This is a genomic window from Streptomyces sp. NPDC001903 (genome assembly GCF_042891345.1).
GTDB lineage: Bacteria > Actinomycetota > Actinomycetes > Streptomycetales > Streptomycetaceae > Streptomyces.
In genome coordinates this window covers 337,793-363,843 of the sequence record NZ_JBIASZ010000006.1, presented here as the reverse complement: position 1 = coordinate 363,843, position 26,051 = coordinate 337,793, and the positions used below count along the sequence as shown (strand labels likewise).

The 26,051-nt window shown below is 72.8% G+C and carries 22 protein-coding genes; 9 read left to right on the top strand and 13 right to left on the bottom strand.

Going from position 1 to position 26,051, the window contains the following annotated elements:
* The first annotated feature begins 82 nt into the window (after positions 1-82).
* Positions 83-1,759 (top strand): DUF5691 domain-containing protein, encoded by a 1,677-nt coding sequence (locus ACFYZS_RS17070; RefSeq protein WP_389012458.1) that lies wholly within the window; start codon positions 83-85, stop codon positions 1,757-1,759.
* Between the two features lie 93 nt (positions 1,760-1,852).
* On the opposite strand, the gene ACFYZS_RS17065 is transcribed toward ACFYZS_RS17070, so the two are convergent.
* Positions 1,853-2,257 carry a cobalamin B12-binding domain-containing protein gene (locus tag ACFYZS_RS17065; protein ID WP_030154817.1) on the bottom strand — a complete coding sequence of 135 codons (405 nt, stop codon included), beginning with the start codon at positions 2,255-2,257 and terminating at the stop codon, positions 1,853-1,855.
* A 245-nt stretch (positions 2,258-2,502) separates the two neighbouring features.
* On the opposite strand from ACFYZS_RS17065, the gene ACFYZS_RS17060 reads away from it, so the two are divergent.
* On the top strand, positions 2,503-3,288 hold the full coding sequence (locus ACFYZS_RS17060) for an esterase/lipase family protein (protein ID WP_389012455.1): 786 nt from the start codon (positions 2,503-2,505) through the stop codon (positions 3,286-3,288).
* 78 nt (positions 3,289-3,366) lie between these two features.
* Complete coding sequence (locus ACFYZS_RS17055) at positions 3,367-4,977, top strand: peptidoglycan DD-metalloendopeptidase family protein (RefSeq protein WP_389012452.1); 1,611 nt, start codon at positions 3,367-3,369, stop codon at positions 4,975-4,977.
* 54 nt (positions 4,978-5,031) lie between these two features.
* On the opposite strand, the gene pcrA is transcribed toward ACFYZS_RS17055, so the two are convergent.
* Positions 5,032-7,542 carry a DNA helicase PcrA gene (pcrA, locus tag ACFYZS_RS17050; protein ID WP_389012449.1) on the bottom strand — a complete coding sequence of 837 codons (2,511 nt, stop codon included), beginning with the start codon at positions 7,540-7,542 and terminating at the stop codon, positions 5,032-5,034.
* On the bottom strand, positions 7,526-7,873 hold the full coding sequence (locus ACFYZS_RS17045; protein WP_389012447.1) for an ArsR/SmtB family transcription factor: 348 nt from the start codon (positions 7,871-7,873) through the stop codon (positions 7,526-7,528). Before ACFYZS_RS17045 ends, pcrA begins: the two co-directional genes overlap by 17 nt.
* 128 nt (positions 7,874-8,001) lie before the next feature.
* On the opposite strand from ACFYZS_RS17045, the gene ACFYZS_RS17040 reads away from it, so the two are divergent.
* The 3 genes from ACFYZS_RS17040 (at position 8,002) to ACFYZS_RS17030 (ending at position 10,484) form a co-directional block, all read left to right on the top strand.
* Positions 8,002-8,907: an alpha/beta fold hydrolase gene (locus ACFYZS_RS17040; RefSeq protein ID WP_389012444.1), complete on the top strand. Its 906-nt coding sequence runs from the start codon at positions 8,002-8,004 to the stop codon at positions 8,905-8,907.
* A 26-nt stretch (positions 8,908-8,933) separates the two neighbouring features.
* Positions 8,934-9,287, top strand: coding sequence for a hypothetical protein (locus ACFYZS_RS17035; RefSeq protein WP_383340634.1), 354 nt, complete (start codon positions 8,934-8,936; stop codon positions 9,285-9,287).
* A gap of 147 nt (positions 9,288-9,434) precedes the next feature.
* The gene (locus tag ACFYZS_RS17030) at positions 9,435-10,484 is read left to right on the top strand and encodes an NlpC/P60 family protein (RefSeq protein ID WP_389012441.1); all 1,050 of its coding nucleotides are present in this window, start codon (positions 9,435-9,437) and stop codon (positions 10,482-10,484) included.
* An 18-nt stretch (positions 10,485-10,502) separates the two neighbouring features.
* On the opposite strand, the gene ACFYZS_RS17025 is transcribed toward ACFYZS_RS17030, so the two are convergent.
* The 3 genes from ACFYZS_RS17025 to ACFYZS_RS17015 form a co-directional block, all read right to left on the bottom strand.
* Positions 10,503-11,615, bottom strand: coding sequence for an alpha/beta hydrolase (locus ACFYZS_RS17025; protein ID WP_389012438.1), 1,113 nt, complete (start codon positions 11,613-11,615; stop codon positions 10,503-10,505).
* Positions 11,616-11,721: 106 nt separating this feature from the next.
* Positions 11,722-12,417 carry a LuxR C-terminal-related transcriptional regulator gene (locus ACFYZS_RS17020; RefSeq protein WP_389012434.1) on the bottom strand — a complete coding sequence of 232 codons (696 nt, stop codon included), beginning with the start codon at positions 12,415-12,417 and terminating at the stop codon, positions 11,722-11,724.
* Entirely contained in the window at positions 12,414-13,709 is a 1,296-nt protein-coding gene (locus ACFYZS_RS17015) for a PspC domain-containing protein (RefSeq protein WP_389012431.1), read from the bottom strand. The genes ACFYZS_RS17020 and ACFYZS_RS17015 overlap by 4 nt, the downstream gene beginning before the upstream one ends.
* A 131-nt stretch (positions 13,710-13,840) precedes the next feature.
* On the opposite strand from ACFYZS_RS17015, the gene ACFYZS_RS17010 reads away from it, so the two are divergent.
* Both ACFYZS_RS17010 and ACFYZS_RS17005 read left to right on the top strand, forming a co-directional pair.
* A complete protein-coding gene (locus ACFYZS_RS17010; protein WP_389012428.1) occupies positions 13,841-15,208 on the top strand; it encodes a PspC domain-containing protein in 1,368 nt (455 codons plus the stop codon).
* The gene (locus ACFYZS_RS17005; protein ID WP_389012425.1) at positions 15,195-15,419 is read left to right on the top strand and encodes a hypothetical protein; all 225 of its coding nucleotides are present in this window, start codon (positions 15,195-15,197) and stop codon (positions 15,417-15,419) included. Before ACFYZS_RS17010 ends, ACFYZS_RS17005 begins: the two co-directional genes overlap by 14 nt.
* Here ACFYZS_RS17005 and ACFYZS_RS17000 read toward each other — a convergent pair.
* From ACFYZS_RS17000 to guaA, 4 genes are all read right to left on the bottom strand, one after another.
* Positions 15,365-15,904 (bottom strand): TQO small subunit DoxD, encoded by a 540-nt coding sequence (locus tag ACFYZS_RS17000; RefSeq protein ID WP_389012422.1) that lies wholly within the window; start codon positions 15,902-15,904, stop codon positions 15,365-15,367. The genes ACFYZS_RS17005 and ACFYZS_RS17000 overlap by 55 nt on opposite strands.
* Positions 15,905-15,923: 19 nt before the next feature.
* Positions 15,924-17,174, bottom strand: coding sequence for a hypothetical protein (locus tag ACFYZS_RS16995; protein ID WP_389012419.1), 1,251 nt, complete (start codon positions 17,172-17,174; stop codon positions 15,924-15,926).
* A 153-nt stretch (positions 17,175-17,327) separates the two neighbouring features.
* The gene (locus ACFYZS_RS16990) at positions 17,328-18,119 is read right to left on the bottom strand and encodes a class II aldolase/adducin family protein (protein WP_389012416.1); all 792 of its coding nucleotides are present in this window, start codon (positions 18,117-18,119) and stop codon (positions 17,328-17,330) included.
* Positions 18,120-18,243: 124 nt separating this feature from the next.
* A complete protein-coding gene (gene guaA / locus ACFYZS_RS16985; protein ID WP_389012413.1) occupies positions 18,244-19,836 on the bottom strand; it encodes a glutamine-hydrolyzing GMP synthase in 1,593 nt (530 codons plus the stop codon).
* Between the two features lie 315 nt (positions 19,837-20,151).
* On the opposite strand from guaA, the gene ACFYZS_RS16980 reads away from it, so the two are divergent.
* A complete protein-coding gene (locus tag ACFYZS_RS16980; protein WP_389012410.1) occupies positions 20,152-20,412 on the top strand; it encodes a chorismate mutase in 261 nt (86 codons plus the stop codon).
* A 294-nt stretch (positions 20,413-20,706) separates the two neighbouring features.
* Here ACFYZS_RS16980 and ACFYZS_RS16975 read toward each other — a convergent pair whose 3' ends face one another.
* The 3 genes from ACFYZS_RS16975 to ACFYZS_RS16965 form a co-directional block, all read right to left on the bottom strand.
* A complete protein-coding gene (locus tag ACFYZS_RS16975) occupies positions 20,707-22,389 on the bottom strand; it encodes a peptidase (RefSeq protein WP_389012407.1) in 1,683 nt (560 codons plus the stop codon).
* A gap of 180 nt (positions 22,390-22,569) precedes the next feature.
* A complete protein-coding gene (locus ACFYZS_RS16970; RefSeq protein ID WP_389012404.1) occupies positions 22,570-24,390 on the bottom strand; it encodes a GMC oxidoreductase in 1,821 nt (606 codons plus the stop codon).
* 25 nt (positions 24,391-24,415) lie between these two features.
* A complete protein-coding gene (locus ACFYZS_RS16965; protein WP_389012403.1) occupies positions 24,416-26,044 on the bottom strand; it encodes a succinic semialdehyde dehydrogenase in 1,629 nt (542 codons plus the stop codon).
* Positions 26,045-26,051: the final 7 nt, after the last annotated feature.

Here is a 26,051-nt window from a genome sequence, read left to right as displayed (position 1 = left end):
GTCGACCGACGGGGCACGAAGCGGCTCCGGTCCCGCGGAGGGGGCGGGACCGGAGCACTGCAGGACGAGAGGGAGGGGCACGGTGACCACGACGGAGACGGCGAGGAACACGGCCGCGGGTACGTGCTCGACGGCCGCGGGCAGGTCCGCGCCCGCGGAGACGGCCACGGACACGAGCGAGGGCGGGGCCGCGGGGAGCGGTCACGGCGACTGGGAGGAGTTGGTCCGGGTCGCGGTGCTGGGTACCGGACGGTCGCAGGGGAGTCCGGGGGCGCTGCTCGACGCGGCGGCGGTGCAGACCGTACGGCGGCGGGCCGGGCTGCGGCCCGCCGAGGCGGGGCCACGGCCGGATCCCGCGCCGCGGGATCCGCGCCCGGCTCCCCCGCCCGCGGCTCGGCGGCGGCTCGCGCAGCTGCTGGCCGGCCGGACCGGCGCGGGCAGCGGCGGCGGGCGGCGCGGGGCCGCCCCGGACCTGACGGAGCTGCTGCCGCAGTGGCTGGCCGCCGCCGGCCGGCACGGGTACCGGGCGCCGCACGCTCTGGTGCCGGCGCTGCTGGACGCGGCGCGGGCCCGTACGGACCTGCGCGCCCCCGCCCTGGCCCTGGCCGGGGCCCGGGGTCTGTGGCTGGCCCGGCTGAATCCGGACTGGCGGTTCGCCCTGCGGGGCGGGGCGGCGGGCGCCGGGGAATCGCCCGACCCCGACGACCGGGTGGAGGTGGAACGGCTGTGGCAGGAGGGGCTGTTCGCGGAGCGCGTGGCCCTCCTGGGCGCCGTACGCGCGCACGAGGCGGCGGCCGCGACGCGGCTGCTGGAGACGACCTGGGCCACGGAACGCGCCGAGGACCGGCTGATGTTCCTCGACTCGCTGCGGGTGGGGCTGACCGGAGGGGACGAACCCTTCCTGGAGGCGGCCCTGGGCGACCGGAGCCGCAATGTCCGCTCGACGGCCGCCGAGTTGCTGTCCGCACTGCCGCAATCTGCGTTGGCCGCACGGATGGCGGAGCGGGCGCTGGCCTGTGTGGGGCCGGAGGGGGTGGCTCCGCCGGCCGCATGCGATGCGGGGATGCTCCGCGACGGGGTGGTCGAACGGCCGCCCGCCGGGCGCGGGGAACGGGCCTGGTGGCTGGGCCAGCTCGTGGAGGCCGCGCCGCTGTCCTGCTGGCGCGAGCGGTTCGGCGGGCTCGGCCCGGCGGAGATCGTGGCGCTGCCGGTGGCCGGGGGCGAGAGCTGGCGGGAGGAGCTGCACGCGGCGTGGTGCCGGGCGGCGGTGCGCCAGCGCGATCCGCAGTGGTCGAAGGCGCTCCTCGGCTCGGCGTCGGCGCCGCCCGCGACGGCCCCGGGCACGGCGTCGCTCGCGGAGCGGGCGAAGCTGCTGTCGGTCCTGCCGGAGGGGGAACGGGCGGAGTGGGTCGCGGAGTTCATACGGGCCCACGGCCTTTCGGAGGCCTTCCAGCTGCTCGGGGTGTGCGTAGTGCCGTGGGCGGGGCCGCTGGGCCGGGCGGTGGTGGACGCGCTGGACGCCGCGCGGGAGGCGGGCAGCTACCCGTGGAGCTTCAGCGGGGTGATGGGACTGGCCGAACGCTGCCTGGATCCCGCGGAGGCGGAGCGGCTGGAGGCGGTGGTGGCGCGGGGCGCGGGCTTCGCCGACCCGGCGGAGGCCTCTTCCGGCGCGTCCGCGTACTGGGCCGAGGCCTTCCAGCGCCTGGTCGCCACGCTGCGCCTGCGCGCCGCGATGCTGTCGGAACTGGCTCCCGCCTGACCGCCGCCCGACCCGCGCCCGCCCGTCGCCGACGGCCGCCGGGACCGCCGGCCCCTGGCACGGGGGCCGGGGCCGGCGGGCCCGCGTCGGCGGCTAGGCGGTGCGGACGTGGGCGCGGACCCAGTCGACGATCGAGGTCGTCGTGGCGCCCGGGGTGAAGATCTCGGCCACGCCCTTGGCCTTCAGGGGGGCGATGTCGTCCTCCGGGATGATGCCGCCGCCGAAGACCTTGATGTCCTCCGCCTCGCGCTCCTTGAGGAGTTCCAGAACACGCGCGAACAGCGTGTTGTGGGCGCCCGAGAGGATCGAGAGGCCGATCGCGTCGGCGTCTTCCTGGATGGCGGTGTCCACGATCTGCTCGGGGGTCTGGTGGAGGCCCGTGTAGATGACCTCCATGCCCGCGTCCCGCAGCGCACGCGCGATCACCTTGGCCCCGCGGTCGTGGCCGTCGAGACCCGGCTTGGCCACCACCACACGGATCGGACCGGTCACACCCATCGCACTGCCTCCCGAGTGAACGAACGTTAAGTACAGCATCGCGCACACCCCCGTTTCACGGTCAACCACGAGGGGGAAATCACACGTGGGACGGCGTTGATTCACCGCCAGGGGAGCCGCACCGGGGCGCCGCGTCACCGTACCGACAGCCGCACGGCACGGTGGCGCGGCCGGCCGCAGGTCCGCAGGGGCATTCCGAAGGCGCATTCCGCAGGCGCGTCCCGGAAGGCTGAGGGGGGCCGTCGATGGGGGTGTCCATACCCGTACCCGTTTCCGGGGCCGCGCTGCGGGCGGGCGTGCTGGAGGCAGTGGTCCTCGGCGGCCACCTGCTGCTCTACCCGACCGGGATCCGGTCCGAGAAGCCCGCCGCCGTGGACGCGAAACGCCTCGGGCGGACGCCCGTCCTGCTGTTGCACGGGTTCACCGACAACCGGTCCGTCTTCGTCCTGCTGCGCCGCACCCTCGCCGCCGGCGGGCTGCGGCACGTGGAGACGTACAACTACTCCCCCTTCACCCGCGACCTGCGCGTCACCGCCCGCCACCTCGCCCGGCGCGTCGAGGAGCTGTGCGAGCGCACGGGGCAGGAGCGGGTGGACCTCGTCGGGCACAGCCTCGGCGGGCTGGTCGGGCGGTACTACGTCCAGCGGCTCGGCGGCGAGGCCCGCGTCCGCATGCTCGTCACGCTCGGCACTCCGCATTCCGGTACGCGGGTCGCCCCCTTCATGGACGCCCATCCGCTGATCCGGCAGATACGGCCGGACTCCGAGGTGATGGCCGAGCTGCGGGCGCCCGCGCCCGGCTGCCGGACCCGATGCGTGGCGTTCTGGAGCGAGTTCGACGAGCTGATGGACCCGATCGAGACGGCCCGTATCGAGCACCCGGACCTCCGAGCGGAGAACGTGCAGGTCACCGGCATCGGACACCTCGCCCTGCCCGCGCATCCCGCCGTCACGGCGGCGGTCCGGCGCGCGCTCGACGGGCCCGGTCCGACCGCCCTCCCGAGCCTCGGGGACACCGCTTCCGTCGCGTGAACGCCAACCCTCCGAAACTCGAACGGATTTCGAACTCAAGGCCAAGGCTCGGCCTTGCCGCGACCGAAAGACGGCCGAATGCCCGGTTCCGCAAAGCTCGAAACCCCTGGAAGATTGTCGTTGCCAGTAACCGCCGGGTACAGTCACGCCACTGCTCTCCCCAAGGAACCTCCCGTTCCCTGGCCACCCAGGCCCCCCACTGCCGAGGCGAAAGAGAAGTTGGTGAACGACCGCCCCTCGTCGGGCCTGTACCCCGATTCCGGGTACGACGGCCTTTCCAACACCACTTTCGCTGGTGATTCGACCTACGTTTCCTATGAAACGCAGGGCCAGGGGTACGACTACGCCTCCTCCTACCCCTCGTACGAGACCGGCGCATACGACTCCACCGCCTGGTCCGCACAAGACGGTTACGCGCAGGACGGCGGCTACCTGCCGACCATCCCCGCCCAGGGCGGCATCCCCGAGGACGCCGGCACCGGGCAGTGGGACGCGAGTGCCTGGAACCAGCAGAGCGGCTCCGCCGACTACCAGGCCACCGCCCTCGGCTACGAGCAGACCGGGCAGTGGGCGATGCCGGGTTACGGCACCACGGGCACCGAGACCGGCGCGTACGACGCCACCGCCTGGAACACGGTCCCCCAGCACGAGCAGCAGACCCAGACCTTCTCGTACGACCACCACCAGTACGAGTACCAGCAGCAGCACCAGGAGACGGCCTACGCGTACGAGGCGCCGGCCGCCGCCGAGTACAGCGAGACCGCCGTCTTCGAAGTCCTCGACACCGAGGGCGCCGAGAACGTCGGGTCCGACTTCGACCCCGCGCCCGAACCCGTGCACGACCTGCCCACCCAGGCCATGCCGGTCACCCCGGACGTCGCGCCGGCGCCCCGCGCCTCGCGCCGCGCCGGTGCCAAGACGAAGTCGGCGTCCACCACTGCCGCCGCCTCCCGCCGCCGCACCCCGGCGAAGCGTTCCGCCCTGCTGACCGTGGCCGTTCCCTCCGCCTGCGTGATGGGTGTCGCCGGTGTCGCGGCCGCCTCCGTCGGCGGACTCACCGGCACGGACAAGCCCGCCGAAGACACCACCACGATGGCCGCGCCCGACCCGGCCTCGGTGAAGCCCGTTGCGGCGAACAGCAAGCTCGACACCCAGCTGACGGCGCTCAGCGCCGACGCGGGCGACTTCGCGGACCGCGCGAGCCGCACGCAGGAGCGCATCGACCTGCGCCAGCGCCAGGAGGACGAGAAGAAGCGGAAGGCGGAGGAGGAGGCGGCCAAGGAAGCGGCCCGCCCCAAGTTCGCGATCCCGGTCGAACAGCACGGCCTCAGCGCCAGCTTCGGGCAGGCCGGCGGCATGTGGATGTCCGTGCACACCGGCATCGACTTCCCGGTCTCCTACGGCACCCCGGTCATGTCCGCCACCGACGGCACCGTGCGCACGCAGTGGAACAGCGCCTACGGCAACATGGCGATAGTGACCTCGCCCGACGGCACCGAGACCTGGTACTGCCACCTCAGCAGCACCAAGATCCGGTCCGGCAAGGTCAAGGCGGGCGACGTCATCGCCTACTCCGGCAACTCCGGCAACTCCACCGGCCCGCACCTCCACTTCGAGGTCCGGCCCGGCGGCGGCTCGGCGATCGACCCCCTGCCCTGGCTCCGCAGCCACGGTCTCGACCCGACCTGAGCCCCTTCGGCGTGAAGGCCCGGGCATGAGCCCGGGCCCCGCACACACCCCCCGTTACAGCTTCTGCACCGGCGCGTAGCGCAGCAGCAGGCGCTTCGGCTTGTCGTCCCCGAAGTCGACGGTGGCCTGCGCGTCCGCGCCGGCGCCCCGGACCTCCATGACCGTGCCCAGCCCGAACTGGTCGTGCGTGACCCGGTCCCCGACCGCCAGCGCGACGACCGGCTTGTCGGCGGCCCGGCGCGTCGCGAACCCGGACGGCCCCGACTTCGCACGCGACGAGGACAGGAAGGCCTCCGGCGAGGTCCCGAACGTGGCCTTGCCGCCGCCCGCGCCGGAGGACCCGTACCCCGAACCGCGCATCGGGCCCGCCGGCTTCTGCGCCGCGCCCGTCCGCTTCCACTGCAGGTACTCGGCCGGGATCTCCTCGAGGAACCGCGAGGGCGGGTTGTACGAGGGGGTGCCCCACGCGCTGCGCATGCCGGAGCGGGTCAGGTACAGCCGCTCGCGCGCCCGCGTGATGCCGACGTACGCGAGGCGGCGCTCCTCCTCCAGCTCCTTGGTCTGGCCCAGCGCGCGCATGTGCGGGAAGACCCCGTCCTCCATGCCGGTCAGGAAGACCACCGGGAATTCGAGGCCCTTGGCGGTGTGCAGGGTCATCAGCGTGATGACGCCCGAGCCGTCCTCCTCCTCGTCCGGGATCTGGTCGGAGTCGGCGACGAGCGCGACCTGCTCCAGGAACTCCGCGAGCGTGCCGCCCGCGGCGGGAGCCGCCGGTGTCCCGGCGTCCTCCCCGCGGGCCTGCTCGAACTCCAGGGCCACGGCCGCGAGTTCCTGGAGGTTCTCGATGCGCGTCTCGTCCTGCGGGTCGGTCGAGGCCTGGAGCTCGGCCAGGTAGCCCGTACGCTCCAGCACCGCCTCCAGCACCACCGCCGGGCCCGCGCCCGATTCGACGATCGTGCGGAGCTCCTCCATCAGCACGTTGAACCGCTTCACCGCGTTGGTCGAGCGGGCGGCCATGCCGAACGCCTCGTCCACGCGCCGCAGCGCCTGTGGGAAGGTGATCTTCTCGCGCATCGCGAGCGCGTCGATCATCGCTTCGGCGCGCTCGCCGATGCCGCGCTTGGGCACGTTCAGGATCCGGCGGAGGGGGACGTTGTCCTCGGGGTTCGCGAGCACGCGCAGGTACGCGAGGACGTCGCGGACCTCCTTGCGCTCGTAGAAGCGGACGCCGCCGACGACCTTGTAGGGCAGTCCGACGCGGATGAAGATCTCCTCGAACACACGCGACTGCGCGTTCGTCCGGTAGAAGATCGCGACGTCGCCCGCCTTGGCGTCCCCGGCGTCCGTCAGCCGGTCGATCTCGTCGGCGACGAACTGCGCCTCGTCGTGCTCGGTGTCGGCGACGTAGCCGGTGATGACGGCGCCGGTGCCGGCCTGGGTCCACAGGTTCTTGGCGCGGCGGTTCTCGTTGCGCTCGATGACCGCGTTGGCGGCGGAGAGGATGGTCTGCGTGGAGCGGTAGTTCTGCTCCAGCAGGATCGTCGTCGCGTCCTTGTAGTCCTCTTCGAACTGGAGGATGTTGCGGATGGTCGCGCCGCGGAAGGCGTAGATCGACTGGTCGGCGTCACCCACCACGCACAGCTCGGCCGGCGGCAGGTCCGGGTAGCCGGTGCCGACGAGCTCGCGCACCAGCGTGTACTGGGCGTGGTTGGTGTCCTGGTACTCGTCCACCAGGACGTGGCGGAAGCGCCGCCGGTAGTGCTCGGCGACGTCCGGGAACGCCTGGAGCAGGTGGACGGTGGTCATGATGATGTCGTCGAAGTCGAGCGCGTTGGCCTCGCGCAGCCGCCCCTGGTACATCGCGTACGCCTGGGCGAGCGTCTTCTCGAAGCCGTCGGCGGCCTGCCCGGCGAAGGCGTCCTCGTCGATGAGCTCGTTCTTGAGGTTCGAGATCTTGGCGTTGAAGGCCTTCGGCGGGAACTTCTTCGGGTCCAGGTCCAGATCGCGGCAGACGAGCGCCATCAGGCGCTTCGAGTCGGCCGCGTCGTAGATCGAGAAGGACGAGGTGAAGCCGAGGCGCTTCGACTCGCGGCGCAGGATCCGTACGCAGGCGCTGTGGAAGGTGGACACCCACATGGCGTTCGCGCGCGGGCCGACCAGGCCCTCGACGCGCTCCTTCATCTCGCCGGCGGCCTTGTTGGTGAAGGTGATCGCCAGGATCTGGCCGGGGTGGACGTTCCGCGCGGCCAGCAGGTGGCCGATGCGGTGGGTCAGCACCCGGGTCTTGCCGGAGCCGGCGCCGGCCACGATGAGCAGCGGGGAGCCGGCGTGCACGACGGCCGCCGCCTGCTGCTCGTTCAGCCCCTCCAGGAGGGTCGCCGGATCGATGACGGGCTTGGGGGCGCCGTCGCGGTAGTACGCGTCGCCGCTCATGGGCACGTCGAACCGGCCCCCGAAGAGATCGTCCGCGCCCTCCTCCGGGGCGGGGTGATCCTCGGGCGGCGGGGGGACCTCGTCGGAGGGGGTGAGGTCCGCCAGGAAACTGTCGTCAAAGAGGCTGCTCATCGCTTTCCGAGTCTAGGGGTCGGGACCGACACGCCAGCACGAGTTCCAGGAGACCGGGGAAGCGCAGTTCCAGATCGTCGCGGCGCAGTGCGAGGTAGAGCTTGCGGCCCTGCGGGCGCTGGCAGATCACCCCGCCCTCGCGGAGCGTCTTGAGGTGGTGCGTGACGCTGGATCGGGGCAGGTCGGGGACCACTTCGCCGCAGAAGGTCTCCTCGCCGGAGGCGAGCTTGCGGACGATCTCGAGGCGGACGGGATGCCCCAGGGCCGCGAGCACCTCGGCCAGGTCGAGGTCCTCGGCGCGGGGGTGGGTCAGCTCGGCAGCGGCAGGCATGCCCTCACTGTACGCAGATCTCGTACGGACATTGCCAGACCGTTCGAAGATCTCGTACAGTCTCTCCATCGCGACCGTACGAAATCCTCGAACGGTCGACCGCCGCACCAGCAGCAGGGGGACCTCCCATGTCCGGCACCACCGCGCCCACGACGGCCCCGCTCGACGACGCCGCCCTCGCCGCCTCCCTCGACGGCGGCTTCACCAGCCACCACGCCGACGTCGACGGCACCCGGCTGCACTACGTCGAGGGCGGCAGCGGCGAACCGCTCGTCCTGCTCGGCGGCTGGCCGCAGACCTGGTGGCAGTGGCACAAGGTGCTGCCCGCCCTCGCCGCCCGGTACCGCGTCATCGCCGTCGACCTGCGCGGCATGGGCGGCTCCGGCAAGCCCGCCTCCGGGTACGACAAGAAGACCCTCGCCCGCGACGTCCACGCGCTGCTCGGCCGGCTCGGCATCGCCTCCGCGCACGTCGTCGGCCACGACATCGGCGCGATGGTGGCCTACGCCTTCGCCGCCAACCACCCCGAGGCCACCCGGAAGATCGCCCTCCTGGACGTGTCCCACCCCGAGGAGAGCTGGGCCCGGCAGACCCTGCTTCCCCGGCAGGGGCAGCGGCACAAGTGGTGGTTCGCCTTCAACCAGGTCCAGGGCCTGCCCGAGCAGCTGCTCGCCGGCCGCTTCCACCTCCTGCTGGACTGGCTGTTCGAGAACGCCGCCACCGACCCCGCCTCCGTCGACGCGCACGCCCGCGCGGTGTACGCCCGCGCCTACGAGGCACCGGAGGCCGTGCGCGCCGCGAACGACTGGTACCGGACCTTCGCGCAGGACATCGCCGACCTGGCGACGTACGCCCCGGTGACCGCGCCGATCCTGGCCCTGGGCGGCGAGTACGGCAATTACGACAGCCTCGTGACCGCCGTCCCCGCCCTCGGCACCGACACCCGGGTGGTCCGCGTCGACGGCAGCGGGCACTACCTCCCGGAGGAGCGGCCGGAGGTGGTCGTACGGGAGCTGACCCGCTTCCTGGGCTGACCGGCGGCCACCGTACGCTCGACGCCATGGACGTTCTCATCAGTGTCTTCGTGGGCCTGCACATCATCGGCATCGCCTCCCTCCTGGGCGGCTTCCTGACACAGATGAAGGCGATGAGCGCCGGCACCGCCCGCTTCGTGCCCGCGATGCTGCACGGCGCGCTGACGATGCTCGTCACGGGCGTCCTGCTGGTCGGCTTCCGCGAGATGGACGGCGGCCACGTCAACAACATCAAGATCGGCGTGAAGCTCGCCGTCCTCTTCGTGATCCTCGCGCTCGTCTACGTGAAGCGGGACGAGGAGCACGTGGACAAGGCGCTGTTCGGCGCGGTCGGCGGGCTGACCGTGGTCAATATCTTCATCGCCGTCCTCTGGCACTGATCCCGGTACCGAACCACAACAGCCACATCCGGCCACATCAGTTCACGTCGGGGCACTTACGATCATCTCGTCATCCGGCCGTTACCTTCCGGTCTAGCGTCCTCCTCCAAGCACCGAGCCCCGAGCGAGGAAGGACGTGAGGCCCTCGTGGCCAGTCACCGAAAGCCCAGGCAGCGCCCGCTCCACCCGCTCTCCCGCGGCACCGTGCGGACCGCCGCGACACTCGCCCTCGCGGGCGCTGCCACCGCCACCGCCTTCGAAGGCACCTCGCAGGCCGACCCCCAGCAGACGCCCTCCCAGGTGAAGGCGGAGGTGGACCGGCTCTACGAGGAGGCCGAGGAGAGCGCCGAGCGGTACAACGGGGCGAAGGAGCAGGCCGACGAGGCCCAGCGCGCGCTCGACGCACTGCGCGACGAGACCGCCCGCAAGACCGACCGGCTCAACACCGCCCGCCGGGCGCTCGGTTCCCTGGCAGCCGGCCAGTACCGCACGGGCGGCCTGGGGCCCGCCATGCGGCTGGCGCTGGCCGAGGACCCGCAGGACTACCTGGACCAGGCCTCGTTCCTCACCCGGACCGGCGACCGCAGTGCCGCCGAGGTCTCCTCCGTACGGCGTCAGCTCGACGAGGTCGGGCAGCTCAGGGACAAGGCCGCCGGCCGGCTCGCCGACCTGCGCGCCCGCGAGGGCGAGCTCGCCGGGTACAAGGCCACCGTCGAGGCCAAGCTCGACACCGCCAAGCGGCTGCTGGCCAAGCTCACCGCCGAGGAGCGGGCCGCGTACGAGGCCCAGTCGGGCGGCGCGGCCCCGGCCGGTCCGCGCACCACGACCCCGGCGCCGCCTTCGGACGGCACGCGCGCGGCCCGGGCGGTGGCCTTCGCGTACGGGGCGATCGGCAAGCCGTACGTCTGGGGCGCGACGGGACCGGGCTCCTTCGACTGCTCCGGACTGACCCAGGCGGCCTGGCGCTCGGCCGGGGTCTCCCTCCCCCGCACCACCTACACCCAGATCAATGCCGGGCAGCGGGTCTCCCGCGATCAGCTGGCCCCCGGTGACCTGGTGTTCTTCTACTCCGGGGTCACCCATGTCGGCCTGTACATCGGCAACGGCCAGATGATCCACGCCCCGCGCCCCGGGTCGACGGTCCGGGTGGCCCCGATCGACTCCATGCCCTGGGCGGGCGCCTCCCGCCCGGCGTGAGCCGGGGGCGCGAGAGCCCTACGGCGCCTTGACCTGCATGGTCAGCCAGCCGAAGGCCTGCGGGAGCTGCTTCGACCAGGAGTCGAGGTTGTGCCCGCCGGTGACCTTCTCCGCGTGCACCGTGGTCGGGCTCTGCGCGATGGCCTTGAGGTCCGTGCCGGACAGGTAGCCGTCCTGCTCGGCGCCCGACATCCACAGCGCGACCGCCGGCGGTGTGGGCGCGGCCTTCAGCAGGGCCTTCAGGTTGTGGGTGCGCCGCATCTCCGGGTCCTGGGCGACCAGCGAGGTGGGCTCCTGGCCCGGGTCGTTGTAGCCGGAGAGGGAGACGGCCGCGCTGTAGCGGTCGGGGTGCAGGATCGCCAGCTTGGCGGCGCAGTACGCGCCCGCCGAGTACCCGGCCACGCCCCAGGTGCGGGCCTCGTCGGAGGCCCGGAAGTTGTCGGTGACCATCTTGCGGACGTCGACGCTGAACCAGCTGTCCGCGTTGACCTTGCCCGGGATGTTCGCGCATCCGGTGTCGCCGTTGCCCAGCAGCATGGCGCGCGGCGAGACCAGGATGAACGGCTGCACCTTGCCGCTCTTCATCAGCGGCTCCAGCACCTCGGCCGCCTTGAGCCCCTGGAACCAGGACTTGCCCGTCCCCGGTATGCCCGGGATCAGCTCGACCACCGGGAACTTCTTGTTCTTGAACGCCGGGTCGTCGTACTGCGGCGGGAGCCACACCATGACGTCGCCCTTGACCCCGGAGATCTTGCCGTCGAGCTCGGTCTTCTTGACCCGGCCGCCGAGGCCCTCGACCGGCTGGAACTCCTGGAGCACCTTCGGCTCCGCCTTGACCTCCGCCGCCTTCTTCCCGCCGAGCCCGTCCGCGCCGAGGTCGGGGGCGGCCGTGACGTACTTGCCGGTGCCGAGCAGATCGCCCCACGAGGCGTAGAAGTTCTCCTCGCGGTTCACCGAGATGAACACCAGGGCGACGGCGGTGACCTGGGCGAACACCACCATCAGGGCCCGGGTGGACACGCGTACGACGGCGGGGCCGCGCACCTTGCTCCACACGAACAGCGGCAGGAGAACGGCGATCGCCGTCAGGGCGATCGCCGTCACGAACAGGGGGAACCCCGTCAAGCTCATCACGCCACCCAAGAGGGCGCCGCAGCGCCGCGCGGTTGCCCCCTCCCCCTGCGGCGTGGGTCACATCTGCGCGCGCATCACGCCTGATCAGACGTCATACCGGCGCTCACACCAGGCGGCGCGCCGTCGCCCAGCGGGTCAGCTCGTGCCGGTTGGAGAGCTGGAGCTTCCTGAGCACCGCCGAGACGTGGGACTCCACGGTCTTCACCGAGATGAAGAGCTGCTTGGCGATCTCCTTGTACGCGTACCCGCGCGCGATCAGCCGGAGCACCTCGCGCTCGCGCTGGGTGAGGCGGTCCAGGTCCTCGTCGACCGGCGGCGCGTCCGTCGAGGCGAAGGCGTCGAGCACGAAGCCCGCCAGCCGCGGCGAGAACACCGCGTCCCCCTCCTGCACCCGGAAGACCGAGTTCACCAGGTCGGTCCCGGTGATGGTCTTGGTGACGTACCCGCGGGCGCCGCCCCGGATGACCCCGATGACGTCCTCGGCGGCGTCCGACACCGACAGGGCCAGGAACCGCACCGGGTCCTCGGCGGCCGCCATCAGCGGGGCGCAGCGCCGCAGCACCTCGACCCCGCCGCCGCCCGGCAGGTGCACGTCGAGCAGGACCACCTCGGGCCGGGTGGCGGTGATGACGGTGACGGCCTGGTCCACATCGGCGGCCTCGCCGACGACCTCGACCCCGGTCCGGGCGGTCTCGCCGATCTCCGCCTGCACGCCCGTGCGGAACATCCGGTGGTCGTCGACGAGCACCACCCGGACGTGCCTGCCCACTGCCGCGCTGCCGGTCGTCTCTTCGGTCATGCTGCGTTCGCCGCCCTCTCCATCTCCAGCTCGACTTCCGTGCCGCCGTCGGGCGCGGACCGCAGTCGTGCGGTCCCGCCGTTGCGCTGCATCCGGCCGATGATCGATTCTCGTACGCCCATGCGGTCGTCCGGTACCGCGTCGATGTCGAAGCCCGGCCCCCGGTCCCGTACGGACACGAACACCGTCTGCCCCTCCACCTCGGCGTACACCTGCACCGGCCCGCCCTCGCCACCGTACTTGGCGGCGTTGACCATCGCCTCGCGCGCGGCCTGGATCTGTGCGCCCAGCCTCTCGTCGAGCGGGCAGTCGCCGACCACGACGACCTCGATCGGGACCCCGTGGTGGTCCTCGACCTCGGCGGCCGTCTTCTTGACGGCCTCCGCGAGGGTGGCGGGCTCCTCGGCCTCGTCCTTGCCGGTGCCCTCCGGCTTGTAGAGCCAGTTCCGCAGCTCCCGCTCCTGCGCGCGGGCGAGGCGGCGCACCTCGCCCACGTCCTCGGCGTTGCGCTGGATCAGGGTCAGGGTGTGCAGCACCGAGTCGTGCACGTGGGCGGCGACCTCGGCGCGCTCCTGGGCCCGGATGCGCATGAGGCGCTCCTCGGAGAGGTCCTGGGTCATCCGGATCAGCCAGGGCCCGGCGAGCAGGGCTATGCCGACCAGGACGGCGAGGGCGGCGGTCAGTACGTTGCCGAGCTGGGCCGCCGAGCCGCGCACGACGATGAAGACGGTCAGGCCCACGCCGACCAGGGCGACCCCGGCGAAGCCGCGGGCGATCTGGAGCAGGCGGGCGTTGCGCCCGGCGGCGGCGCCCCAGTGGGCGCGGCGGGCGTTGTCGGCCTGGCGCCATACGAGGACCACGCCGGCGCCGACCAGCAGCGTCGGCCACACGTACCGGCCGGAGGTGCCGCCGAGCTGGACCTTGGAGATGAAGATGCCGGCGCCGATGCACAGGGCGATGAGGGCGGTGATCTGCCCCCGGTCGGGTTTGCGCAGGCGGCGGCTGCCGTCGGCCAGGGTCTCGAAGAAGGAGCGGTGGCCGGTGCGGCCGCCGACGCCCAGCGGTACGAAGACCCAGAACGCGGCGTAGAGCAGCACGCCCAGCCCGTCGCCCCACATGAACAGGCCGAGGAAGGCGAGCCGGACCCAGACGACCGGCAGCCCGAGGTGCCCGGCGAGACCGCGCGCGACACCGCCGAGCATCCGGCCGTCGGCGCTGCGGTAGAGCTTGCGCTGCGGCGGTTCGTCGGCGTCTGTCGTGTGCGGGGGACGGGGGGCGGCGGAGACGGGCATGCCATTGATGGTCACACGCGGGCGGGGTGGGGGACATCAGGGCAGCCCCCCAGTTCCGTCGGGGGGATATCAGGGTTGTGCCAGGGTCGGGCCCGGTGCCGCGGGGCGCGACGGGTTGTCACCATGGAGCCATGACCAAGCACGACTCCCCGCCTTCGCCGGCCGGTGCCACCGCGCCGCCGCCCGGCGACCGGCCCGCAGACCGGCCCGCGGACCGGCCCGCGGACCGCGCCGCCGAGCGGCCGCCGCTGCGCCGCAGCAAGCGAGACAAGGTCCTCGCGGGCGTCTGCGGCGGCCTCGGCCGGTACTTCGACCTGGACCCGGTGATCTTCCGGATCGTGCTCGGCGTCCTCGCGGTCACCGGCGGGGTCGGCCTGATCTTCTACGGCTTCGCCTGGCTGCTGCTGCCGGTGGAGGGCGAGGAGGACAGCGAGGCGAAGAAGCTGCTGACCGGCCGGGTCGAGGGCGCCACCCTCGCCGCCGTGTTCGCGGCCCTGGTCGGCTGCGCGCTGTTCCTGTCGATGCTGGACAACGGCGGGCTGGCCGTGTTCTCCGTCCTGGTCATCCTGGCCCTCGGCGGGGCCGGGTACTGGTCGCAGCGCCGCCGCAAGGCGGCCGCTCCCGAGGCGGAGCCGCAGGCGGTGCACCGTCCGGCCCCCGCCCCGCCGGAGACCCAGGCTCCGCCCGTGCCCGGCAGCCCGTCCTGGTGGCGGGATCCGCTGGTCAAGGACGGTACGACCGGCCCGGTGGGATCCACCGGGTACCTGTGGGGGCCGGACGACTCGGCCGATGCCAACGCCGCCCGGAACATCGGGGGCGGCCGCGTCGAGGACGGTTCCGAGCGGTCCGCCGCCCCCAGGGCCCCGCGCGGCGGCATCGGCGGCCGGGTGTTCGTCCTGGCCCTGCTGGCCGGGGGCGGCGCCACGGCCGCGGTCTGGCAGGGCAGCACCCTTTCGCACGCGCTGCAGATCGGCCTGGCCTCGGCGCTCGCCGTGTTCGGGATGGGCCTCGCGGTCAGCTCGGTCAGGGGCCGCACCGGCTTCGGCACCGTCCTGCTGGCGGTGATCACGGCCGGGCTGCTGGCCGGCGCCTCCGCGCTGCCCCGCGAGATCGGCACCGACTGGAAGTCCGTGGAATGGCGGCCGGCCGCGGTGGCCGACGTCAGACCCGTCTACACGGCGGGTACCGGGCTGGCCACGCTGGACCTCAGCCGGCTGGACGTGCCGAAGGGCACCACGCTGTCCGTCCGCGCCTCCGTGGAGGCGGGCCGGCTCAAGGTGATCGTGCCCCGCGAGGTCACCGCGCAGGCGGACGTCTCGGTGAAGCTGGGCGACATCCACATGCCCGGCGAGACCAGCCAGGACGTACGGATCAAGAGCGGCGGGGAAACCCGACAGGCGACCTTGAAGCCCGCGGCCGGCACCGAGGCCGGGGGGACGATCGAGCTGGACCTGAGCGCAGATTTCGGACAGGTGGAGGTGGCCCGTGCCGCGTCATGAGTTCCAGCCCGGGCGGCTGCTGGCCGGCCTGATCCTGGTGGCGGCGGGCGTGCTGTACCTGCTCGACGCGACCGGCGAGGCGGACCTGCCCTGGTTCCTGGTCATCCCGATGACCGTGGGCGGGCTCTGCCTGGCCGCGCTGGTGGGCATCGTGACCTATGCGATCCGGCGGGACCGCCGGGACCGGATCAGCGAGTCCAGTGAGAGATAGGGCGCTCCGGCCATGATCATCGGGATCCAGGCCATCAGGTACACCAGGTCGTTGCCGTAGTAGTACGGGGTCACCTGCCAGGACACCGTGAGCCACAGGCTGAGCGAGATCAGCGCTCCGCCGGTGGCCGCGACCCGGGTCAGCAGGCCGGCCAGCACGCCGAGGCCCACCAGGAGTTCCCCGATGGCCAGCACCGCCCCGAACCCGACGGGCGAGAGCAGCGCCCAGTCCACCAGGGCGGGGATCGCGGCGGTGTCGCGCACGCCGTGCATCTGCTCGCCGATGGAGCCCGCGCCGGAGGCGTGCAGGAACGCGGAGTCGGTCAGCTTGTCCAGTCCCGCGTAGGCGAAGGTCACGCCGAGGAAGATCCGCAGCGGCAGCAGGGCGTACCGGGCGGCCTGTTCCCGCAGTCCGGACGGGCCGGAAGGGCCGGCGGGACCGGAAGCGCCGGAAGAACCGGCGGAAGGGACGTCAGTTCGGGTCACGTCCCATGTGTACCCCGGTTCACTCGGCCACGTCGATGGTGCAGCGGTTGGATTCCACTCCGGCGGCCGTCACCACCTGCACCTCGATGCGCCCGGGTTCCACTTCCGCCGGGACCGGCACCGTCAGGGCCGAGTCCGAGGGGTTGGTGAACCCGCCGGCGACCGGCACCAGCGGCACGTGCACGTGGACCGCCCCGACCCGTACGACCAGTCGGGCCAGCATCTCCGGGGTCTGCGCCCCGGGCGGCACGAAGCCCACCCCGCGGATCTCGATGTCGTCGCCCGGCCGGATGGCCGCGTCGAGGTCGCCCGGCTCCCGTCTGCGCACCACGGACAGGATCAGCGGGCGGGTGACCTCCGCGTACTTCGCCGCCAGGTACACCGCCGCCGACAGGGCCACCAGCATGGCCAGCGCCCACGGCAGCCGCGGCAGCCGGTCCGGGAACCGGGCCATCGACACCGCCGCGAAGGCCAGCACCACCGTGGAGACCAGCACGTACTGCGCGTCCGGGAAGCTCCCCCGGCCCGCGTCGTCCGTCAGCAGGTCCACCCCGCGCGGCCGGTCCGCCGGCAGCTTCTGCATCCGCTGGCCCATGATCCGTACGGTGACCACCCGGCGCACCAGCACCGCCACGGCCGAGGTCAGCGCGACCACCGCCAGCAGCGGCAGCGCGCGTCCGAGCGCGAGCCCCGCGTACAGGGCCTGCCGCTGCGGGCCGGGCGGGGAGGCCGCCAGCCGCAGCGCGGGCAGCAGCGCGGCGAACGCCGTCAGCACCACCCAGGCGCTCGGCACCGCCTTCGAGGTGGACAGCCGGTTGTCCTCGCCGACCAGCGGGGCGAGCAGCCCGCCGCGCAGCGACTGGGCGCGGGCGGCGACCGTGAGCAGCCCGGCCAGGACCACCGCCGCGAGCAGCCCGGCGGTGCGGGCGGTCGACCAGCCGGTGCCGAGCGCGGTGCCGACCTGCACCAGCAGCAGCACCCCGGCAGCGATCCACACGGCGAGGACGGCCCGCCGCGAGAACAGGTACAGCCAGGAGTTGCCGGCCTCCCGGCCCCGGTCGGCGACCGTACGGGCGGAGAGGGTCAGCTCGTCGGAGACCCACTGCCGGGACGCCCCGGCGGAGCGGGCCACCGCGGCCGGCAGCCCCTGCCCGGCCGCGAACTCGTCCCGCTTCTCGGTGAACGCGGCGACGGCGCGGCGGTGCCCCTCCTGCGCGCCGTGCGGGCAGTCGTCGCAGGTGCAGCCGCCGCCGTGGGTGCTTCGGGACATCTCTTGGACAGCCACGTGCGTGCCGCCTCTCTGAACTACGGTGCAATGCCAGCGAATTGTGCACCACTGCGACAGTGCTCCGGATTGCGCACGATGTCAGAGCAGGTGATTAACCGTTCATGATGTTGACGCCACCCGCCCGGCCCGGTGCTTTCAGGGCGCGACGGTCTGCCAGAGCGGCTGGTAGCTGACCCAGGCGGCGAGATCCGAGCCGAAACGCTCCCGCGCGGCGAGCGCCGCACGGTGGTCGACCGGGACCGGCTTCCCGGCGGCCCGCGCGATCAGCTGCACCTGCGCCGCGCGCTCCGCCGCGATGAACCACCAGGCCGCCGCGTCCACGGAGTCGCCGACGGTGAGCAGCCCGCGGTTGCGCAGGACCAGCGCCTTGTACGGGCCCAGGGCGCGGGCGATCCGCCCGGCGTCCTGCGGCCCGGCGAACCCGTCCAGGAGGGCGTGGTCCTCGTAGAAGGCACAAGCCTCCTCGCTGATCGGGGCGAGCAGTTCGCCGAGCGCGGCGAGCGCCCTGCCGTACGGGGCGTGCGCGTGCACCACCGCCACGGCGTCGGGGCGGGCCCGGTGCACGGCGGCGTGCACGGCGAAGGCCAGCTCGTTGACCCGGCGCGCGCCCTCGCGCACGCGCCCGTCCCCGTCGACGAGCAGCAGGTCGGCGGCGGTGAGGGCGGACAGGGCCTGCCCGAACGGGTTGACCCAGTGGCAGTCCGCGAACTCCGGGTCCCGCACCGTGATGTGCCCGGCGACCCCGTCCTCGTACCCGAGGCGGCCGAACAGCCGCAGCGCCCCGGCGAGCCGCTCCTTGCGGTACGCGCGCTCCTCGGCAGGGTCGGCGTGGACGGGCGGCAGCGCGAACCCTAGCCGGTCCACCGGCACGGGTGCGGGTGCGGGTGCGCGTACCGGTGCGGGTACGGGTTCGGGCTGGTCCGGCATGGCCCCCTCCTTCGGCTCGCCGCGCAAGGTACCGGCGGCCGCGCGAAGTGGCCATACACGCGGCGAAGCCGCCGCTCCCCGGAGGGAGCGGCGGCTTCGACCATGTACGTGCGAACGGTGGGGACTACTCCCACTCGATGGTGCCCGGGGGCTTGCTCGTGCAGTCGAGGACCACGCGGTTCACGTCCGGCACCTCGTTGGTGATGCGGGTGGAGATCCGCGCGAGCACCTCGTACGGCATGCGCGTCCAGTCCGCGGTCATCGCGTCCTCGGAGGAGACGGGGCGCAGCACGATCGGGTGGCCGTAGGTGCGGCCGTCGCCCTGGACGCCGACGCTGCGGACGTCCGCGAGCAGGACGACCGGACACTGCCAGATCTCGCGGTCCAGGCCGGCCGCGGTCAGCTCGTGGCGGGCGATGGCGTCGGCCTCGCGGAGCAGGTCCAGGCGCTCCTTGGTGACCTCGCCGACGATGCGGATGCCCAGGCCCGGGCCGGGGAAGGGCTGGCGCTGGACGATCTCCTCGGGCAGGCCGAGCTCCTGGCCGACCATCCGGACCTCGTCCTTGAACAGCTGGCGCAGCGGCTCGACGAGCTCGAACTCGATGTCGTCGGGCAGGCCGCCCACGTTGTGGTGGGACTTGATGTTCGCGGTGCCGGTGCCGCCGCCGGACTCGACGACGTCCGGGTACAGGGTGCCCTGGACCAGGAAGGCGACCGCGGGGCCGTCCTCCTGGAGGATCTCCAGCTGGGCCTGCTCGAAGACGCGGATGAACTCGCGGCCGATGATCTTCCGCTTGGTCTCCGGGTCGGAGACCCCGGCCAGCGCGTTCAGGAAGCGCTCCTGCGCGTCGACGACCTTCAGCTGCACGCCGGTGGCGGCGACGAAGTCCTTCTCGACCTGCTCGGTCTCGCCCTTGCGCATCAGGCCGTGGTCGACGTACACGCAGGTCAGCTGCGAACCGATGGCCTTCTGTACGAGGGCCGCGGCGACCGCGGAGTCCACGCCGCCGGAGAGGCCGCAGATGGCGCGCTTGTCGCCGACCTGCTCGCGGATGGCCGCGACCTGCTCCTCGACGATGTTGCCGGTGGTCCAGGTGGGCTCCAGTCCGGCGCCGCGGTACAGGAAGTGCTCCAGGACCTGCTGGCCGTGCGTGGAGTGCATCACCTCGGGGTGGTACTGCACGCCGTACAGCTTCTTCTCGTCGTTCTCGAAGGCCGCGACCGGGACGACGTTCGTCGACGCGGTGACGGTGAAGCCCTCGGGGGCGGCGGAGCAGGCGTCGCCGTGGGACATCCACACCGACTGGTTCTCGGGGGTGCCCTCGAAGAGGGTGGAGCCGGCCTTGGAGACGGCGAGCGGCGTACGGCCGTACTCACGGGCGCCGGTGTTGTCGACGGTGCCGCCGAGGGTGGTCGCCATCAGCTGGAAGCCGTAGCACATGCCGAAGACGGGAACGCCGGACTCGAAGAGCGCGCGGGCGTCGTCCAGGCGCGGGGCACCCTCCTCGTACACGGAGGACGGGCCGCCGGAGAGGATGATCGCCTTGGGGTCCTTGGCGAGGATCTCGGCCACCGGCATCGTGCTGGGGACGATCTCGCTGTAGACCCGTGCCTCGCGGACGCGGCGGGCGATGAGCTGGGCGTACTGGGCGCCGAAGTCGACGACGAGAACCGTGTCCGGGGCGCTGTCGTGGGCGGCGGAGGGTGCTTCTGGCACGGGGCGGCCTTCCGGCGGAAGAGGGTGGCTGTTTTGTCGATTCTACCGGTGGCGCAGGCCGCCACTTTGTCGCACCATCCGAGGCCCACGTCTCACGATCCGGGCCGGGTTGGCTCGGGAAGGGGCGGGCGGCCATAATCCTGTCCATGCGCAAGCAGCTGAGCTTCCTCTTTACCTATGGCACCGGCCGGTCCGGTCGCCATGGGTCCGTGTGATGCTCGCTTGAGCCGCTGACTTCCCAGAGCGCCCCGGTCCGACAGGACCGGGGCGCTCTGGCGTTTCCGCTCCTGCCGGCACGAACCACAGGAGTAGGAAATGACCGTGACCACCACCCCCGCGCAGCTGATCGCCGAGTCCCGCGAGCGGATCGACGCCATCGACGACCGGATCATCGGACTGATCCAGGAGCGGATGGCCGTCTCGACCGTCATCCAGCAGGCCCGGATCGCCTCGGGCGGCCGCCGGGTGCACCTCTCCCGGGAGATGGAGGTGCTCGCGCACTGGAGCGACGCCCTCGGCAAGCCCGGCACCACCCTCGCGATGACGCTGCTGGAGCTGTGCCGCGGCCGGGTCTGAGGCCGTTCCGGGACCGGGGCCCCTTCGGGTCTCACGCCTGTTCTTCACTCGTCCGGACCGTGACCGGCCCCGGCACCCTTCGTTGGTGTGGATGGCCGCGTCAGCCAGGCGCGGGACCGCAGCACCACGCGTGGCTCTTCGGGAGCGATGAGACGTACGGCCCCTCGGGAGGTACGTCGTGGGACCTCGCTCCTTCGCGTGACCGGACGGCAGGGGACAGCAGCCCGGTCACCCCGAAAAGGACGGCCGGCCCGGGGGACGCCCCGAGCCGGCCGTTCCGTGTGTCCCGGCCGCTTACGCGTGCCCGCCGGACCGGCGGCGCACCCCCACGTACAGCGCACCGCCGACGGCCACCGCACCCAGCGCGCCGAGCGCGATCGGTCCGACGGAGCTGCCGGTCGAGGCCAGGTTGCCGCCCGCGGCGCCGTTGGCGGACGCGGACGTGCTCGGCGAGGCCGACGCCGAAGCCGAGGCGGAGGCCGACGGGGACGGCGACGCGGAGGCCGAGCCGGAGGGGCTCGGGCTCGTACCGCCCTTGACCTCGACCGCGAACACGGCCTTGGCGTTGGCCGCGACCGGGTCGAAGGAGAGCGGCCTGGTGCCGCCCGCGACCGGCTCGCCGACGGTGACCGAGCCCTTGGCGTCCGCCACGGCCTTCTCGATCTTCATCGAGAACCGGCTGGTGTACGTACCCGGGGCGTCCGCGAACACCCCGCCGTCGCAGAAGTAGCGCGGCGCGCCCTGCTGCTCCGCGCGGTCGCTGCCGTCGGCGTTGACCGCCCGGCAGTTCCGGGGCACGTCCGTGACCTGCACCCCGGCGGGGATCACGATGTCGGTACGGGCCACGCTCTCGCCCGAGCGCAGGTGGCTGATCACGGCCGGGCCCTTGTTGCGGAAGCCGAGCTCGGCCACGACCGTGTCGCCCGCCTTGCCCGAGGGCGAGGCGGTGACCGCCTCGAAGTCGGCCCGGGCGCCCCGGGCGGTGAACTCGAAGCCGCGCTCGTTGTCACCGGGGTTGAGGTCGGTGTCCTCGGCACGGCGGGCGTTCTTCGGGTCCACGTTGGAGTCCGTGACCGGCACCGCGGCCGCGGCCTTGACCAGCTTCAGCGTCTTGCCGGTGGCCGGCTTGCCCTCGGGCGCGTCCTTGCCCGGCGCCGGGTCGGGGACGACCCCGTAGTGCAGCCGGTCCTGGTAGGCGCGCTCGGTCGTCTTGAGGTGCAGCGGGGAGTCGGGGGCGAGCTGGTAGGACTCGCCCGGCAGGAACTCGCCCTCGACGCGGCAGACCGTGGTGGCGCCCATGCCCCCGTGGTCCTGGCGCCGGCAGTTGTCGTACGTCTCCGCCGGCTCCACGCCGGCCGAGGTGTCCAGCTCGAGCGCCACCGACTTGGCGGGCAGCGTGCCCCGGTTCGCGAAGGCCAGCGGGAGGTCCTGCTGCTGGCCGGCCGTCACCTCGGACCCCAGACGCAGCTCGCCCAGGTGCAGGTCGGGGCCGCCGACGGTCAGCTTGGTGGTGACCGGCGTGACGCTCGCGCCCGCCACCCGGGCGGTGACCGCGATCTCGCCGCTCGCGCCGTTCTTGCTGCCGTTGGCGGCCGAGACGAGCAGGTCGAAGCGGTTGGCGTTCACGCCGTTCGCGACCGACAGGCCCTGCTGCCTGCAGACGATCGCGGTGGCGCTCGTCGTGCAGTTCGGCCGGGGCTTGGCCGGGTCGAGCCGGACCGACGCCGTCCCGGCGACCTTGGTCAGGTCGACGGTGACGGTGAACTCGCCCGGGAAGCTGTTCCCGGGGCCCACGTAGTCCAGCTGGTAGTGAAGGCTGCGCTCCTTCGGGGAGCCCGCGTCCGGGTACGGCTGGAGCACCAGGGCGGAGGGGCCGCCGAGGGGGAAGACCGGTTCCGCGGCGAGCGCGGGGGCGGCTGCGCCGAGGCTCAGCGCCGCCAAGCCCGTAGCGGCCATAAGGGAGATGCGCTTGTCCATGAAGATCGAGACCGCCGAGTAGGGGTCTCGGTTGCCCCCTTCGGAGGGTGACGGGCATCACATGCAACCATCCGGACTGATCACCTGTCACTTATGTACGCGGCGGCGGGTTCTGCGCTCGGAGGGGGAGCGCAGAACCCGCCGCCGCGACATGTGTCGGGCGGCCCCGGCCGACCGCCGTCAGGCCTTCTTCGGAACCTCCGGCACCGGCAGCAGGAGCGGCAGCCGCAGGGCGCCGAAGGCCTCCTCGGGCACCGCCGGACGGGCCGGTTCCACCGCTGCCAGGCGGATGTAGGCCGCGCCCTGCTCCGGCCGCGGGTCCCGCTCCCCCTTGTTCGGCCAGTACGACATCGCCCGCTCCGCCTGTGCCGTGATCGTCAGCGACGGGTTGACGCCGAGGTTCGCGGAGACCGCGGAGCCGTCCACCACCGAGATGCCCGGGTGTCCGTACAGCCGGTGGTAGGGGTCCACCACGCCGTCCTCCGCGGAGGCGCCGATCGGGCAGCCGCCGAGGAAGTGCGCGGTCAGCGGGGTGCCCATCAGCTCGCCGATGTTGCTGCCGGGGAAGCCGTTGATCTCCTCGGCCAGCAGGGTGGCGGCTTCGGTGGCCTCCTTGATCTGCACCGGGTTCGGGGCGCCGTGCCCCTGGCGGGCGGTGAGCAGCCCCTTCCCGAGGCCGCCGGGCTTGCGGTACGTCGTCAGCGAGTTGTCCAGCGACTGCATCACGAGCCCGATGATCGTCCGCTCCGACCAGCGCCGGTTGGAGAGCGAGCGCGCCAGCTGCACCGGGTGCTTGGCGGTCCGGGCGAACCAGGCCCGTACCCGGTTCTTGGCGTACGGCACCTGCAGGACGGTCATGAACCCCATCGCGTTGGAGCCCTTGCCGTAGCGGACGGGCTCGATGTGGGTGTCGGCGTCGGGGTGCACGGACGAGGTGATCGCGACGCCGCGGGTGAAGTCGGCCCGCCGTTCCCCGCCCGGGCCGTTCCCGTGCCCGTGCCGCCTGCGGTAGCGGCGGTCGTCGGTCTGCGCGCCGACCAGCCCCTCGGAGTTGGTCCGGGTCAGCTCGCCGAGCCGGGCCGAGAGGCGCGGGAGCAGCCCGTTGTCCTTCATCGTGTGCAGCAGCGTCTGGGTGCCGTACGTCCCCGCCGCGACGACCACGTACCGGGCGCGCAGCTCCCTGGTGACGCCCCGGCGGCGGGCGTCGGTGGGGACGGTGCGGACGCGGAAGCCGCCCTCGGGGTGCTCGGCGAGCGCGGTGACGGTGGTCATCGGGTGGATGACGGCTCCCGCGCGCTCGGCGAGGTGCAGGTAGTTCTCGTTGAGGGTGTTCTTCGCGCCGTGCCGGCAGCCGGTCATGCACTCGCCGCACTCGGTGCAGGCCTTGCGGGTGGGGCCGGCGCCGCCGAAGTAGGGGTCGGGGACCTCCTCGCCGGGGCGGGCCGTGCGGCCGCCCTCCGCGTCGGCGCCGTCGCCGAAGAAGACGCCGACCGGGGCCATGTGGAAGGAGTCCCCGACGCCCATCTTCTCGGCGGCGGCCTTCAGGTGGACGTCGGAGGGGGTCATCGTCGGGTTGAGGCGTACGCCGAGCATCCGCTTGGCCTGGTCGTAGTACGGGGCGAGTTCCTCGCGCCAGTCGGTGATGGACGCCCACTGCCGGTCCTCGAAGAAGGCGGTGGGCGGCACGTACAGGGTGTTGGCGTAGTTGAGCGAGCCGCCGCCCACCCCGGCGCCCGCGAGCACCATCACGTTGCCGAGCAGGTGGATCCGCTGGATCCCGTACAGCCCGAGGGCCGGGGCCCACAGGTAGTTGCGCAGGTCCCAGCTGTTGCGCGGCAGGCTCTCGCGGGTGAAGCGGCGCCCGGCCTCCAGGACGCCGACCCGGTAGCCCTTCTCGGTCAGCCGCAGCGCCGAGACCGATCCCCCGAAGCCCGATCCGATGACGATGACGTCGTAGTCGTACGCGTTCTCGCTGTCGTACTCGTCGGTGTTGTCCGACACTGCGGTGCCTCCCGAGCGGTGGTGCCTAACGGAATCGGAGCGTCTTCATGACCTTGAGGCTGCGGGTCATGAACGCCGCGTACTTCTCGTCGTCCATGCCCAGCGAGGGCGCCATCGGGAGCAGCCGCTGGTGGGCGACGGTCTGGGCCTCGGTGTACTTGAGGATGCCCTCGGAGCCGTGCCGGCGGCCGAGGCCGGAGTCCTTCATGCCGCCCATGGGGGCCTGCGCGCTGCCGTAGGCGGGGGCGTAGCCCTCGTTGATGTTGACCGTGCCGGTGCGCAGGCGGGCGGCGACGGCGTGGCCGCGGCGGGCGTCCTTGGTCCAGACGCTGGAGTTGAGGCCGTACGCGGTGGAGTTGGCCTGCGCGATCGCCTCGTCCTCGTCGGTGAACCGGTAGACGGAGACGACCGGCCCGAAGGTTTCCTCGCCGCAGACCGCCATCGGCGCCTCGACCCCGTCGAGGATGGTGGGCTCGTAGAAGAGCGGGCCGATGTCGGGACGGGCTGTGCCGCCCGCGACCAGGGTGGCGCCCTTGGCGACGGCCTCGTCGACGTGCCGCTGTACGGTCTCCAGCTGGCGCTCGCCGACCAGCGAGCCCATGTCGGCGCCGTACGCGAGGGAGGCGCCGAGCCGCATGGCCTTCGTACGGGCGGCGAACCGCTCGACGAACGCGTCGGCGATCGAGGCGTGGACGTACAGCCGCTCGATGGAGATGCACAGCTGGCCTGCGGAGGAGAAGCAGGCGCGGACGGCTCCCGCGGCGGCCTTCTCCACGTCGGCGTCGGCGAGGACGAGCATGGCGTTCTTGCCGCCGAGTTCGAGGGTGACCCCGACCAGGCGGGCGGCCGCGCCCTGGGCGACCTCGCGGCCGGTGCGGGTGGAGCCGGTGAAGGAGACGTAGTCGGCGTGGCGGACCACCTCGGGTCCGACGACGGGTCCGTCGCCGAGGACGATCTGGAAGACCTCGGCCGGCAGTCCGGCCTCGATCAGCAGGTCGCGGGCCCACAGGGCGGTGAGCGCGGTCTCGGTGTCGGGCTTCATGACGACGGCGTTGCCGGAGACGAAGGCGGGCAGCGCGTCGCCGACGGAGAGCTCGAGGGGGTAGTTCCAGGGGGCGATCTGGCCGACGACCCCGCGCGGCTGGCGCAGCTCGGTGACCTTGGTGAGGGTCGGGATGGCGCCCGTGTGGCCCTTGGGGCGCAGGTACGAGGGGGCCTTGCGGCCGTAGTGGCGGGCGGCGACGGCGACGGCCTGCACCTCCTCGTGGGCGTGCAGGCGGGCCTTGCCGGTCTCCAGCTGGATGAGGTCGAGCACCTCGGCCTGGCGGGCCAGGACCAGGTCGTGGAAGCGGAGCAGTACGGCGGCCCGCTTGCGTACGGGTACGGCGGCCCAGGCGCCCTGTGCGGCGCGGGCCCGGTCGAAGGCCTCGGCGACGTCCTCGGGGGTGGCCTCGGGGAGGTCCGCCAGCTTGGCCCCGGTGAAGGGGCTGTGGTTGGCGGTCCGGCCGGAGCCGAGCACTCCGCGGGTGAGCCGGGCGACCAGGTCGGGGGTCACCACGTCGGCGGCGGTGCGGGCACCGGCCGGGGCCGGGGCGACCGGGTTGGTGGGCTGCGGTGCGCTGCGGAGGGGGGCCGGGGCCTGCGAGTCCGTCATGGCGGTG

Excerpts from the sequence above, each read along its gene's own strand:
- ACFYZS_RS17065 (WP_030154817.1), bottom strand. The coding sequence starts at position 2,257 with ATGGGTGTGACCGGTCCGATCCGTGTGGTGGTGGCCAAGCCGGGTCTC.
- ACFYZS_RS17060 (WP_389012455.1), top strand. The coding sequence starts at position 2,503 with ATGGGGGTGTCCATACCCGTACCCGTTTCCGGGGCCGCGCTGCGGGCG.
- ACFYZS_RS17055 (WP_389012452.1), top strand. The coding sequence starts at position 3,367 with ATGCCCGGTTCCGCAAAGCTCGAAACCCCTGGAAGATTGTCGTTGCCA.
- pcrA (WP_389012449.1), bottom strand. The coding sequence starts at position 7,542 with ATGAGCAGCCTCTTTGACGACAGTTTCCTGGCGGACCTCACCCCCTCC.
- ACFYZS_RS17045 (WP_389012447.1), bottom strand. The coding sequence starts at position 7,873 with ATGCCTGCCGCTGCCGAGCTGACCCACCCCCGCGCCGAGGACCTCGAC.
- ACFYZS_RS17040 (WP_389012444.1), top strand. The coding sequence starts at position 8,002 with ATGTCCGGCACCACCGCGCCCACGACGGCCCCGCTCGACGACGCCGCC.
- ACFYZS_RS17035 (WP_383340634.1), top strand. The coding sequence starts at position 8,934 with ATGGACGTTCTCATCAGTGTCTTCGTGGGCCTGCACATCATCGGCATC.
- ACFYZS_RS17025 (WP_389012438.1), bottom strand. The coding sequence starts at position 11,615 with ATGAGCTTGACGGGGTTCCCCCTGTTCGTGACGGCGATCGCCCTGACG.
- ACFYZS_RS17020 (WP_389012434.1), bottom strand. The coding sequence starts at position 12,417 with ATGACCGAAGAGACGACCGGCAGCGCGGCAGTGGGCAGGCACGTCCGG.
- ACFYZS_RS17015 (WP_389012431.1), bottom strand. The coding sequence starts at position 13,709 with ATGCCCGTCTCCGCCGCCCCCCGTCCCCCGCACACGACAGACGCCGAC.
- ACFYZS_RS17010 (WP_389012428.1), top strand. The coding sequence starts at position 13,841 with ATGACCAAGCACGACTCCCCGCCTTCGCCGGCCGGTGCCACCGCGCCG.
- ACFYZS_RS16995 (WP_389012419.1), bottom strand. The coding sequence starts at position 17,174 with ATGTCCCGAAGCACCCACGGCGGCGGCTGCACCTGCGACGACTGCCCG.
- ACFYZS_RS16990 (WP_389012416.1), bottom strand. The coding sequence starts at position 18,119 with ATGCCGGACCAGCCCGAACCCGTACCCGCACCGGTACGCGCACCCGCA.
- ACFYZS_RS16980 (WP_389012410.1), top strand. The coding sequence starts at position 20,152 with ATGACCGTGACCACCACCCCCGCGCAGCTGATCGCCGAGTCCCGCGAG.
- ACFYZS_RS16975 (WP_389012407.1), bottom strand. The coding sequence starts at position 22,389 with ATGGACAAGCGCATCTCCCTTATGGCCGCTACGGGCTTGGCGGCGCTG.
- ACFYZS_RS16965 (WP_389012403.1), bottom strand. The coding sequence starts at position 26,044 with ATGACGGACTCGCAGGCCCCGGCCCCCCTCCGCAGCGCACCGCAGCCC.